Raw genomic sequence first — 11,842 nt, forward strand, 5'->3', positions numbered from 1 at the left:
TGATCCGGACAGGCGCACACTCCCTTCGTTCGGTGCCGAAAGGGCACCATCACAAGGGGGCGTATGCCGATGGTTGTCGGCGTCGTTGCGGGGGCGGCGGTTGTCGCCGTTCTCGTTCTGATCGGTCTGTTCAAGATGATGTGGCGAGTCGCCGAACCCAACGAGGCACTCGTCATCTCCGGCTCCAACCACCGCACGGAGGGCCTCGAGGCGGGAATGGGTTTCCGCATCGTCACGGGGCGGGGGACGATGGTGATGCCCGGGGTCCAGGTGGTGCGCAAGCTGTCGCTCGACCTGAAGGAGACCGAACTGCACGTGGACTGCGTGACCCACCAGGGCGTTCCGCTCAAGGTGCGGGGCGTGGTCATCTTCAAGGTGGGCGACGACTTCGTGTCGATCGCCAACGCGGCCCGGCGTTTCCTGGACCAGCAGAAACTGATGTCGGAGCGGGTGCACAACGTCTTCGCCGGTCATCTGCGGTCCATCGTGGGCGGGTTGACGGTCGAGGACATGATCCGCGACCGGGAGAAACTCACCGGGCAGACCCGTGCCGCCTGCGGCACGGAGATGGAGAAGCTGGGCCTGATCGTGGACTCGCTCCAGATCCACGAGATCGAGGACCCGACCGGCTACATCCGCAACCTGGCGATGCCGCACGCGGCGGCGGTGCAGCGGGACGCGCGCATCGCGCAGGCGGAGGCGAACCGTCTCGCCACGGAGGCGGAGCAGGCCTCGTTCGCCCGGATGGCGGAGGCCACCCGTGACAGCGAGATCCTCCAGGCCGGTTACCAGGCCGAGCGGGACAAGGCGGGCGCGAGGGCCCGTCAGGCGGGGCCCCTCGCTGACGCCGCCTCCCGGCAGGAGGTCGTCGTCCAGGAGACGCGGGTCGCCGAACTCGAGGCGCACCGGCGGGAGCAGCAGCTCCAGGCGGACGTCCGCAAGCCCGCGGACGCCAAGGCCTACGAGAAGCGGACCCTGGCCGAGGCGGAGCGCGACGCCCGGATCTCGGCGGCACAGGCCAAGGCGAGGGAGACGGAGCTCGCGGCCGCCGCCGAGGCGACCCGGGTGAAGGCCGCCGCCGGCGCCGAGGCCGAGGCGACCAGGAGCCGGGGCGAGGCCACCGCGGCCGCCACCCGGGCCACCGGTGAGGCCGAGGCGGCAGCCGCGCAGGCCAGGGGACTCGCGGACGCCGAAGCGGCGAAGGCACAGGGTCTCGCCGAGGCGGAGGCCATCAAGGCCCGCGCCGCCGCGCTCGCCGAGAACCAGGAGGCGGTCGTCGCCCAGCAACTCGCCGAGAACTGGCCGGAGATCGTGAAGGCGGGCGCGTCCGCCTTCGGCAACGTCGACAACATGGTGCTGCTCAACGGCGCCGACGGCATGGCGGACGTCTTCGCCAAGGCACTCACGATGGGAGGGACGGGACTCGGTCTGGCCCGTCAGCTGCTCGCCTCGATGAATCAGAACGGGCAGGCGGTGAACGGGACTTCGGCTCTCAACGGGGTACCGGGCCCGCCTTCGCAGAAGGTGCCGGTCGAGGAGGGCTGACCCTCGGACGACGCGGTCACGGGGGCAGCCCTTAAGGTGCCCCCGTGACCGCGTTTACCGATGCAGACGTCCCGGGCCGCTTCGGCCCCTCCGCCACGACCGAGGCCGACCCCCGCGAGGTCGGCCGGGTGCGTACCGAGTACGCCCCCGCCCACGACGGCGACCCGGACCCCGGCGAGATCGTGTGGACCTGGGTGCCCTTCGAGGAGAACGACGGCCGGGGCAAGGACCGCCCAGTGCTGGTCGTCGCCCGGGAGGCGGGCGGAACCGTCCTCGCCGTGCAGCTGTCCAGCAAGCGGCACGACGGCGACCGCGAGTGGGTACCGATCGGCAGCGGGCCCTGGGACCGGACCGGGCGGGACTCCTGGGTGGACGTCGACCGCGTCCTGCGGCTGCACGAGGACGGCATGCGACGCGAGGCCTGCGCACTGGACCGGATGCGTTTCGACCTGGTCCGCCACCGGCTGCACCTGCGCTACGGCTGGACCTGAGGACGCCCGGGGCCCCGGGAACCCGCCCCACCCTCGCCGCTCGGCCGGGCCGTGTCCCCCGGCCGGGCCGGGCCGCCGGGCCGGCTCGTGTCGGTCAACCCCGTCGAACACCTCGGCCCGATCATGTCGCCCGGCCATGGCGAGTCGCCCGGCCGGTCGGCTCATGTCCCTCAACCCGTTCGTACACCCCGGCCCGGCCGTGCCGCCCGGCCATGGCGAGTCGCCCGGCCGGTCCGCGCCGCCCGACCCGGCTGTCGCCCGACCCGGTTGAGCCGGGCACGGCCCCGGGCACCCGATCAGTCGAAGGCCGTCCGGAAAGCGCCCAGCACCGCGTTGCCGGGGGTGCGGTCCAGCACGCCGAACACCACATGGTCGAATGTCCGCTCGAACCGGCCGCCGAGGCCGAGCAGCGCCCTGAACGCCCCCGCCACCTGGGCGGGGTCGTTGCGGAACACCCCGCAGCCCCAGGCGCCCAGCACCAGGCGCCGGTAGCCGTGCGCGGCGGCCGTCTCCAGGACCCGCCCGGCCCGGACGGCCAGCGCGCGCGGTATCTCGGACGCCCGCTGCGGGGCCGTCCTCAGCACCACGCCCGCGTTCGGGGCGGCGGACGTCAGGAAGCCGGCGCCGTAGGGCTCGTCGAGCAGGCGGCCCCGGTCGTCGCGGAAGACCGGCACGGCAGGTGAGTGGATGACGCGGTCCGTGTAGAACGGGTCCCGGTGGGCACGGTGATGGTCGTAGAACTCCCGGGCCTCGAGCAGGCAGGTGTACAGCGCGGAGGCCCGGCACAGGGCCTCCTCCTGCGCCTGGGCGCCGTTGAGGTAGCCGCCGCCGGGATTGCGTGCCGAAGCGAAGTTCAGGACGGCGACCGGGCCGGAGCCGGCCAGCCGCCGGGCGGCCTCCAGGCTGCTCTCACCGGTGACCTCCACGAACGTGCGCCCGGCGAGCCGGTCCCCGCCCGCCTCTCCCCCGGCGACGGTGTCGCCGCGGGAGGGCGCCGGGGAGGGCGCCAGGGAGGTCACGGACGGGCTCGCCGGCACCTGGACCGGCCCCGGTCCCAGCATCCGCGTCCCCGTCCGGGCGGCCTCGATCGCCGCGCCGAGGAACACCTCGCGCCCGCCGGACGCGCGGTAGGACCCCGCCTCGACGATCTCCTCCGTCTCCCGCGCGATGCCCCGCAACCGGGCGCTCATGGCGCCACCCCCGTGGACGCCATGACCGCTCGCAGCGCGGCCACATCCGCCCCGCCCGTCTCCCCCGTCGTGCTCACACACGCATCGTGAGCGATGCTGGACATCGCACGCAACGGGGTTTCCCGGTCCCGGGAACGCTTCGAGGACCGGTCGGGAACGTCTGGGAAACAGATCGAATCCGATCCGGAATGCACCATTGTGCACCCTTGTGCGAATCCGTTCGAGGGTTTTGGGTGGAACGAGCGATGCCGGGCCGGCCACACCGAGGCCGATCCGGTGGCATGGTGGAATCTCAGGAGGATCCCGACATGTCCGACTCGGTAAGCGACTGTACCGACGAGACGGAATCCCGCAGCGCCCTCACCGAAGCCGAGGTGGAGGCCCTGGTCAGGGGGATCTGTTTCAAGACCGGCCCGCCCCGCACCGTCGGGGTCGAGGTGGAATGGATCGTCCACGAGCTGCGCGCGCCGCAGCTCCCCGTCACACCCGAACGACTCGAAACGGCCTACGCCGCACTGCGGACCGTTCCCCTGAGCTCACCGCTCACCGTCGAACCCGGCGGCCAGCTGGAACTGAGCTCACCGCCCGCCGCCTCCCTGATGGAGTGCGTGAACACCGTCTCCGCCGATCTGGCCGCCGTCCGCACGGCCCTGGGAGAGCAGGGACTCGCCCTCTCCGGCAACGGCACCGATCCCTGGCGCACCCCCCGGCGGTTCCTGCGTGAACCCCGCTACGACGCCATGGAGGCGTGCCTGGACCGCACCGGCCCGGCCGGTCGCGCCATGATGTGCACCTCGGCCTCCGTGCAGGTCTGCCTGGACGCCGGGCACGACGAGCCCGGCCCCCTCGGGCACGGGCGGCGCTGGTGGCTGGCGCACACCTTGGGCGCGGTCCTGGTGGCGGCCTTCGCCAACTCGCCGCTGCTCGCCGGCGCCCCCACCGGCTGGCGTTCCACGCGGCAGCTGCTGTGGATGGAGATCGGCGCCGGCCGCGCCGGCGGACCCGTGCTGGACGGCGATCCGCGCACGGCCTGGGCCCGTCATGTGCTGGACGCGCCGGTGATGTGCCTGCGGCGGGAGAGCGGGCCGTGGGAGGTGCCCGACCGGCTCACCTTCCGGCAGTGGACCCGGACGGGAGCACCGACCCGCGACGATCTCGACTACCACCTCACCACGCTGTTCCCGCCGGTCAGACCGCGCGGCCATCTGGAGCTGCGCATGATCGACGCGCAGCCGGGCGACGACGGCTGGATCGTGCCGCTCGCCGTGACGACAGCCCTGTTCGACGACCCGGAGGCCGCCGAGATCGTCTACCGCGCGGTGAAGCCGCTGGCCGAGCGGGCCCGGCCGCGGCCGGCCCCGCACAATCCGCTGTGGATCGACGCGGCCCGGTACGGGCTCACCGACCCGGAGCTGCACGAGGCCGCCGTCACCTGCTTCACCACGGCCCTGCGCGCCCTTCCACGCCTCGGCGCCACCGAGGCGGTGACGGACACCGTGACGGACTACCTGGAGCGGTACGTCCGCCGGGGCCGCACTCCCGCCGACGACCAGCTCGACCGCCTGCGCGGCACGGACACCCGCGCGTACGGGAAGGACCTTCGCTCATGACCGACCCCGCCCTGGACACCGGGCCCGCCGTGGACGCGGATGCCCCGCAGGCCGGTACCGCCCCGGACGCGGACACCCTCCGGACCCGCGTGCTCGCCTCCCTCACCACGGCCCGGGAACGCACCACACTGCTGACCAGCTGTGTCGAGGAGCCCGAACTCACCGCTCAGCACTCTCCGTTGATGTCCCCGCTGGTGTGGGACCTCGCGCACATCGGCAACCAGGAGGAGCTGTGGCTGCTGCGCACGGTGGCCGGCCGTGACCCGATGCGCCCCGAGATCGACGGTCTGTACGACGCCTTCGAGCACTCGCGTGCCGAACGGCCCTCCCTGCCGCTGCTGGCGCCGGACGAGGCCCGCCGGTACGCGGCGGAGGTGCGCGGCCGGGTGATGGACGTGCTGGAGTCGGCCGACTTCGGCGGCAGCCGGCTGACGGAGGCCGGCTTCGCCTTCGGAATGATCGCGCAGCACGAACAGCAGCACGACGAGACCATGCTGAGCACCCATCAGCTACGGGCCGGGCCGCAGGCGCTGACCGCGCCCGATCCCGAGCCGGCGCCGCTGTTCACCGGCCCGGCCGAAGTCCTCGTGCCCGGCGGCCCGTTCACCATGGGCACCTCGGGCGAACCCTGGGCACTGGACAACGAACGGCCGGCACACCGGCGCGAGGTGGCTCCCTTCCACATCGACACGACCCCGGTGACGAACGGCGCGTACCAGGCGTTCATCGCGGACGGCGGCTACGACGACGAGCGCTGGTGGACGAAGGAGGGGTGGGCGCACGTCCGTCGCGGCGGCATCCACGCACCGCTGTTCTGGCAGCGCGACGGCGGGCAGTGGCTGCGGCGCCGCTTCGGAGTCACCGAGGTGGTACCGCCCGACGAACCGGTACTGCACGTGTGCTGGTACGAGGCCGACGCCTACGCCCGCTGGGCCGGGCGCCGCCTGCCCACCGAGGCGGAGTGGGAGAAGGCCGCCCGCTTCGACCCGGCGACGGGCGGCTCGATGCGCTACCCGTGGGGTGACGCCGACCCCGCCCCCGAACACGCCAACCTGGGCCAGCGCCATCTTCGCCCGGCCCCGGCGGGCAGCTACCCCGCCGGTGAATCCCCGCTCGGGGTGCGGCAGCTGATCGGTGACGTGTGGGAGTGGACGTCCAGCGACTTCCTGCCGTACCCCGGTTTCCGGATGTTCCCGTACAAGGAGTACTCGGAGGTGTTCTTCGGCCGCGACTACAAGGTGCTGCGCGGCGGTTCGTTCGCGGTGGATCCGGTGGCCTGCCGGGGCACGTTCCGCAACTGGGACCACCCGATCCGGCGGCAGATCTTCTCCGGGTTCCGCACGGCTCGCACGGGAGCCGTCTGATGTGCCGTCACCTGGCGTACCTGGGGTCCGCCGAGCCGCTCGGCCGGCTCCTCTCGGAACCCCCGCACAGCCTGTACCGCCAGTCCTGGGCACCCCGGCGCCAGCGGCACGGGACGGTCAACGCCGATGGTTTCGGGGTGGGCTGGTACGCGGAGGGCGACCCGGTGCCGGCCCGGTACCGCCGGGCGGGACCCATCTGGGCGGACCTGTCCTTCACCGACCTGGCCCGGGTCGTCCGCAGCAGGGCCCTGCTGGCCGCGGTACGGGACGCGACGCTGGCCGGCGCCGACGCGGAGGCCGCCGCGGCGCCGTACGCGGCCGGGACCTGGCTGTTCAGCCACAACGGGGCGGTCCCGGGCTGGCCGGGCGCGCTGGAGTCGCTCACCGGTTCGCTGCCCGCCGTGGACCTGCTGTCGATGGAGGCGCGCAACGACTCCGCGTTCGTCTGGGCACTGGTCCTCGCCCGGCTGCGCGCCGGGGACACCGGGAGCCAGGCCCTGGCGGACACGGTGACCGAGGTCGCCGCGGCGGCTCCCGGCGCGCGTCTCAACCTGCTCCTCACCGACGGGGAGTCGATCACCGCGACCGCCTGGGGCGACACCCTCTGGTACCTGGCCGAGCCCGGCAGGGGCACGGTCGTCGCCTCGGAACCGTACGACGACGATCCGCGCTGGCAGGAGGTCCCCGACCGCACCCTGCTCGCGGCGAGCCGCGCCGACGTCCTGCTGACCCCCCTGAAGGAACCGAGCACGGACACGGCGTCCGCACCACCCGAGGAGACCGGCACGTGACCCCGTTCCCCATCATCCGCACCCTCCCCGAGGACGCGACGGACGCCGCCCTGCGCGCCGACGTCCCGCGCGTTCTCACCGCAACCCCGAAGACGCTGCCGCCGAAGTGGTCGCCGGGTGTCCCCGGAACGAGCTTCCGGAACGCCCACAGTCTGCTGTCAACCGAAGCGAGGCACCCGTGACCGGCATCCGCACCTACGGCTACACCGACACCCTGGACGCCGAGCATTACGCCAGGGCGCTGCGCGCCGACATCCGAGACGGCCTGACACGTACTCCGAAGTCCACGGCGCCCACCTGGTTCTACGACGCCCGGGGCAGCGAACTGTTCGAGGAGATCACCCAGCTCAAGGAATACCCGCTGTGGCGTGCGGAACTCGGGTTGTTCCAGCTCCATGCCCGCGACATCGCCGAGCGGACGCGGGCCCGCAGTCTCGTGGAACTCGGCTCGGGCAGCAGCACGAAGACGAAGCTGATCCTGGAGGCCCTCGGCCCGGCGGGCCTGCACTACGTCCCCGTCGATGTCAGCGAGGACGCCCTGCACCAGGCCGGCGCCCAACTCGCACAGGAGTATCCGGGACTCGTACTCCACGCCCTCCGCGCCGACTTCACGGCTCCTCTGGTACTGCCCGAACTCCCGTCGGACGAACCGCGGTTGCTGGCCTTCATCGGCAGCACCCTCGGGAACTTCCGCCGACCCGCGCGCGTCCCCTTTCTGCGGAAACTCCGCAGCATCATGCGCCCGGAGGACTTCCTGCTGCTCGGCGCCGACCTGGTCAAGGACACGGAGGAGATGATCGCCGCCTACGACGACGGCGAAGGCGTCACCGCAGCGTTCGACAAGAATCTCCTGTACGTCCTCAACCGTGAACTGGACGCCGATTTCGAACCCGATGCCTTCGAGCATCGGGCGGTGTGGAACAGCGAGGAACAGCACATCGAGATGAGGCTGCGCAGCCTCGCCGATCAGGACGTGGAGATCCGGCGGCTCGGCCTCACGGTGCATTTCGACCGTGACGAAGAGTGGATCACCGAACGCAGCGCGAAATTCACCACGGACGGGCTGCGGGCGGAACTGGCCGCCGCGGGCCTGAAGATCGACCAGATGTGGACCGATCCCGACGCCGACTTCGCGGTCGTCCTCGCGGCTGCTCCCTAGGCAGATCCGACTGCCCGACGTGGCACAGGGCGGGCAGTCGGTACACGGCTCGTGATCCTGGTACTCCGGTTCCCGACCGGAGTACCAGGATCCGCCGGCGGAGTACGGGCCACCGGTGGAACGCCACCCCCTGAATCGCCGTCAGTCCGGGAGGAGCAGCCGGCGGCTCTCTCCCGGTCGCACGCGGACCGTACGGCCCGGCAGCCTGATCTCGATCGGTGAACGGTCGGAGGGCGGCACCGTCACTTCCAGCCGACCGCGTTCGAGACGCAGCCGAACGCCCCAGTGCCCTCGGTAGTGCAGGGAGAACCCGTAGGCCGACAGCTCGGGCAGGGGCACCGGATCCAGCCACAGCGCGCCCGCGCGGGTCTCCAGTCCGGGCAGTCCGCGCTGGACGAGGTCGAGCGTGCCGGCCATCGCGCCCAGGTGGATGCCCTCGCCCGTGGTACCGCCCTGAAGATCGGCGACGTCGCCGAGCAGGGCTTCCTGGCAGTACGTCCACGCCTCCGCCCACCTCGCCCGGGCCAGGACCCAGCCGTGGACCAGGCCGCTGAGAGTGGAACCGTGGCTGGTGCGGCGGAAGTAGTGGTCGACCGTCCGGCGCCAGGAGTCGTCGTCGAGCCGATGGCCCAACCGGTCGAAGAGTTCGCGGAGTTCGGCCGGCGGGAACAGGTAGCCGAGCATCAGCACGTCGGCCTGTTTGGACGCCTTGTAGCGGTTGACGGTGTCGCCCTCCGCCTCCAGGATCCGGTCCAGGCGCCGGATGTCGCCGTACCGCTCGCGGTAGCCGTCCCAGTCCAGTTCCGCGAGATCGCCGTAGCCCTCGAACTGGCTGATGACACCGTCGTGGAAGGGTATGTGGAGGGTGCGGGAGACGTCCTCCCACTGTTCGAGTTCGCCGTCGTCCAGGCCCGTACGCTCCGCGAGTTCGCGCCGCCGCGGTTCCGGCAGGGTCCGCAGCACCTCGGAACCGCGGGTGAGCACCCAGGCGGCCATGACGTTGGTGTAGGCGTTGTCGTCAAGGCCGGGCCGCCGCGCGCCCGGATACGCGTCGTGGTACTCGTCGGGGCCCATCACGCCCCGGATGCGGTGCCGGCCCAGCTGCTCGTCCCAGGTGGCCGAGTCGGCCCAGAAGCGGGCGATCTGGAGCAGCATCTCAGCGCCCTTGGTGTGCAGGAACTCGGCGTCACCGCTGGCCTCGCAGTACCGCCACACGTTGTACGCGACCGCCGAGCCGACGTGCCGCTGGAGACGTGAGTGGTCGGGCAGCCAGTGCCCCGAGCGGGGGTTGAGGTGGAACTGCTGCGTCTCCTCACGTCCGTCGCTGCCGCTCTGCCACGGGTACATCGCCCCCCGGCGGCCGACGGCGCGGGCGGCGGCACAGGCGCGGTCCAGGCGGCGGTGACGATAGCGGAGCAGGGCGCGGGAGATCTCCGGGAAGTGCAGGACGAGGTAGGGGAGCACGAACAGCTCGTCCCAGAAGACGTGGCCGCGGTAGGCCTCGCCGTGCAGTCCCCGGGCGGGGACACCGACGTCCAGGTCCGCTGTGTGCGGTGACAGCGTTTGCAGGACGTGGAAGAGGTGCAGCCGCAGGACCTGGCCCGCTTCGCCGGGAACGTCCAGTTCGGCCCGCCGCCACAGCTGGTCCCAGGCCGTCAGATGCCCTTCGAGCAGTTCGTCGTAGGGCGGCGCCGCGCTCACCCGGTCGATCGCGGCGTCCAGCGGGTCGCTGATGGCGGGGTCGCGGGAGGTGTGCAGGGCGACGGTCTTGTCGACCGTGGAGGGACGGCCGGGAAGCAGGCGCAGCCGCATGCGTTGAGCGACGCGCGCCGCCTCGTGCCGGTCGGCGACCGGGGCGTCGGCGGTCAACCGGGACGCCATGCCGATGCGGATGTCGGAGGTGCGGGTCCGGCAGCGCAGCCACACCGTGCCCGGATGCGCCGAGCCGGTGTGCAGCCGTGTGAGATGGCGGCCGTCCAGGTCCTGGTAGCGGGCCACCCCGGCGTTGGAGACCCCACCGTCCAGCACCGCCTCCACCTCGAGGTCCCCCGCGAATCCCTCGGCCGTGAACTCGGTGCGCAGGGCCGCCAGATGGGGGTCGGCCATGTGCACGAGCCGTTGCTGCCGCACCGCGAGCACCCGGTCCTCGCCGAGCGCGTACCGTGTGCGGCGTTCCAGGAGCCCTGAGGCCAGGTGCAGGACCTGCCGGTGATCGAGCACGTCCGCCGTGTCGGGCGTGAGCCATTGCTGCCCGGCGGGGCGGAACCGGAGGGGCAACCAGTTCACGACGTTGACCATGTCCTCGTTCTCCACCCGGCGCCCGGCCACGTCCGTGGTGAGCCGGTCGTAGCAACCGGCCACATAGGTCCCGGGATAGTGCACGTCGTCGGCGGCGCACTCCGGCAGCGCCCCACGGGTGGCGAAGTAGCCGTTGCCCAGCGTGCACAGCGACTCCCGCAGGCGCTCCTGAGCCGGTTCGTAGCCGTCGTACTCCCAGGTCCAGCCCGTCACCGCCGCACCCCCTCGTCGAACAGGTCCGCGAGGTCGTCCACCGGGGCGGTCCCCGGGGCGCCGTGCACCCGCGCCGGGTCGGTGACCACTTTGCCGGTGTCGCCCGGGACCGCCGAGGCGTCCCGCAGCTCGGCGGCGAGCGCGCCACAGGGTCGGGTCGCGGCCATGGCTCTCCCTCCGGGTGGCCGACTACCACGTTCACACCGTCCGCGGCAGGACCGCCACCGGGACGGGGCCACGACCGTGTCCGGGCCGGCCGCCGGGAGCCCGGCCGTCGTCCGGCCGGCACACCCGGTGCTGCCGGGGGCGAAGGGCCAGCACCTGGGCCGCCTCGCCCACCCCCCGTACCGCGCGGGCCCGCAGGCCCGCCTCCCGACCGCCGTCCCGGGTCCGAGGCCGAAGACCGTCGATCCGCCGTCGGTCCCCGACCGCCCCGAGAAGGGCCCGGTTCGGACCCCGGTCCGGCGCCCCCCGAGACGGGCGGTCCGACGCGCACCCACGGCTCGCGCGGGCCCCCGGCGTGCTCTCCATGTGTCTCGCGAGCCGCTGCTCCTCACCGGGAGCCGTCACCGTGCGCGCCCGGCCGCGCACCAGCACGCTCCGGCTCCGCCGAACGCCTCGTCAAGGCCTCGGCGACGCCCTTCGCCCAGGTCTCGATCGCGCCGAAGTCGCGGAAGTCACCGCCCTTTCCGGCACGGAGGATCATCCCGGCGACCCGTCCCTCGGCGCCCTCCTCCAGGCGCCCGCCGAAGGTGACGTGCTCCCGGACGTCCAGCCGTGTCATGGCATGGCGTACACCCCGCACGGGTGGGATGTCCCGCTCGGAGGCGGAGGCGTCGAGCGGTCCGCTGCTGAAGAACCACACCGGGCGCTCGGCCAGCTCGGTGCGGTGCCGGCGGACGAACCGCCGCGCTTCCTTGTGCCAGCGCCCGGCGTAGAGCGCGCCTCCGACCACGACGGCGTCGTAGCGCGCGACGCTCCGCACGGAGCGGGCCGGACAGGACTCGACGGTCAGGCCGCCCTTGCGCAGGACGTCGGCGACGGCTTCGGCGATCTCCGCCGTGGACCCGTTCGTCGTTCCGTAGGTGACCAACACGGTGTCGGTCATGGTCGTCCGCCTCCTCTCACAGGCGGCGCAGCCAGTCGTCGGCCACGCCGTGCACCGCCCGCTCATCGACGCA

Annotated in this window: 11 protein-coding genes; 7 read left to right on the forward strand and 4 right to left on the reverse strand. The window is 72.6% G+C overall.

The features are described from left to right. Positions 1–63: 63 nt before the first annotated feature. Both OHS71_RS05290 and OHS71_RS05295 read left to right on the forward strand, forming a co-directional pair. Positions 64–1,545, forward strand: coding sequence for a flotillin family protein (locus OHS71_RS05290; RefSeq protein WP_328477294.1), 1,482 nt, complete (start codon positions 64–66; stop codon positions 1,543–1,545). 44 nt (positions 1,546–1,589) lie between these two features. After that, the gene (locus OHS71_RS05295) at positions 1,590–2,036 is read left to right on the forward strand and encodes a type II toxin-antitoxin system PemK/MazF family toxin (RefSeq protein WP_328477296.1); all 447 of its coding nucleotides are present in this window, start codon (positions 1,590–1,592) and stop codon (positions 2,034–2,036) included. A 296-nt stretch (positions 2,037–2,332) separates the two neighbouring features. On the opposite strand, the gene OHS71_RS05300 is transcribed toward OHS71_RS05295, so the two are convergent. Then, positions 2,333–3,226 (reverse strand): TIGR02452 family protein, encoded by an 894-nt coding sequence (locus tag OHS71_RS05300; RefSeq protein WP_328477298.1) that lies wholly within the window; start codon positions 3,224–3,226, stop codon positions 2,333–2,335. Between the two features lie 308 nt (positions 3,227–3,534). Here OHS71_RS05300 and egtA point away from each other — a divergent pair, with 308 nt between their 5' ends. Genes egtA through egtD form a run of 5 tightly spaced genes read left to right on the forward strand, consistent with a single transcriptional unit; the run spans position 3,535 to position 8,150 of the window. Further along, a complete protein-coding gene (egtA, locus tag OHS71_RS05305) occupies positions 3,535–4,836 on the forward strand; it encodes an ergothioneine biosynthesis glutamate--cysteine ligase EgtA (protein ID WP_328477300.1) in 1,302 nt (433 codons plus the stop codon). After that, complete coding sequence (gene egtB / locus OHS71_RS05310) at positions 4,833–6,200, forward strand: ergothioneine biosynthesis protein EgtB (protein ID WP_328477302.1); 1,368 nt, start codon at positions 4,833–4,835, stop codon at positions 6,198–6,200. Before egtA ends, egtB begins: the two co-directional genes overlap by 4 nt. Then, the gene (gene egtC / locus OHS71_RS05315; RefSeq protein ID WP_328477304.1) at positions 6,200–6,991 is read left to right on the forward strand and encodes an ergothioneine biosynthesis protein EgtC; all 792 of its coding nucleotides are present in this window, start codon (positions 6,200–6,202) and stop codon (positions 6,989–6,991) included. The genes egtB and egtC overlap by 1 nt, the downstream gene beginning before the upstream one ends. Then, complete coding sequence (locus tag OHS71_RS05320) at positions 6,988–7,173, forward strand: hypothetical protein (protein WP_328477306.1); 186 nt, start codon at positions 6,988–6,990, stop codon at positions 7,171–7,173. The genes egtC and OHS71_RS05320 overlap by 4 nt, the downstream gene beginning before the upstream one ends. A gap of 5 nt (positions 7,174–7,178) precedes the next feature. Beyond that, entirely contained in the window at positions 7,179–8,150 is a 972-nt protein-coding gene (gene egtD, locus OHS71_RS05325; protein ID WP_328484400.1) for an L-histidine N(alpha)-methyltransferase, read from the forward strand. A gap of 141 nt (positions 8,151–8,291) precedes the next feature. Here the strand turns inward: egtD and OHS71_RS05330 are convergent, their stop codons facing one another. The 3 genes from OHS71_RS05330 to OHS71_RS05340 form a co-directional block, all read right to left on the reverse strand. After that, positions 8,292–10,661, reverse strand: a complete 2,370-nt coding sequence (locus tag OHS71_RS05330) for a glycoside hydrolase family 65 protein (RefSeq protein ID WP_328477308.1) — start codon at positions 10,659–10,661, stop codon at positions 8,292–8,294. Continuing rightward, a complete protein-coding gene (locus OHS71_RS05335; protein ID WP_328477310.1) occupies positions 10,658–10,828 on the reverse strand; it encodes a hypothetical protein in 171 nt (56 codons plus the stop codon). Before OHS71_RS05335 ends, OHS71_RS05330 begins: the two co-directional genes overlap by 4 nt. A 386-nt stretch (positions 10,829–11,214) precedes the next feature. After that, positions 11,215–11,769: a flavodoxin domain-containing protein gene (locus tag OHS71_RS05340; protein WP_328477312.1), complete on the reverse strand. Its 555-nt coding sequence runs from the start codon at positions 11,767–11,769 to the stop codon at positions 11,215–11,217. Positions 11,770–11,842: the final 73 nt, after the last annotated feature.

It is taken from the genome of Streptomyces sp. NBC_00377, assembly GCF_036075115.1.
Lineage (GTDB): Bacteria > Actinomycetota > Actinomycetes > Streptomycetales > Streptomycetaceae > Streptomyces.

Bases quoted from the DNA above. Each gene is read 5' to 3' on its own strand.
- OHS71_RS05290 (WP_328477294.1), top strand. From the start codon at position 64: ATGCCGATGGTTGTCGGCGTCGTTGCGGGGGCGGCGGTTGTCGCCGTT.
- OHS71_RS05300 (WP_328477298.1), bottom strand. From the start codon at position 3,226: ATGAGCGCCCGGTTGCGGGGCATCGCGCGGGAGACGGAGGAGATCGTC.
- egtA (WP_328477300.1), top strand. From the start codon at position 3,535: ATGTCCGACTCGGTAAGCGACTGTACCGACGAGACGGAATCCCGCAGC.
- egtB (WP_328477302.1), top strand. From the start codon at position 4,833: ATGACCGACCCCGCCCTGGACACCGGGCCCGCCGTGGACGCGGATGCC.
- egtC (WP_328477304.1), top strand. From the start codon at position 6,200: ATGTGCCGTCACCTGGCGTACCTGGGGTCCGCCGAGCCGCTCGGCCGG.
- OHS71_RS05335 (WP_328477310.1), bottom strand. From the start codon at position 10,828: ATGGCCGCGACCCGACCCTGTGGCGCGCTCGCCGCCGAGCTGCGGGAC.
- OHS71_RS05340 (WP_328477312.1), bottom strand. From the start codon at position 11,769: ATGACCGACACCGTGTTGGTCACCTACGGAACGACGAACGGGTCCACG.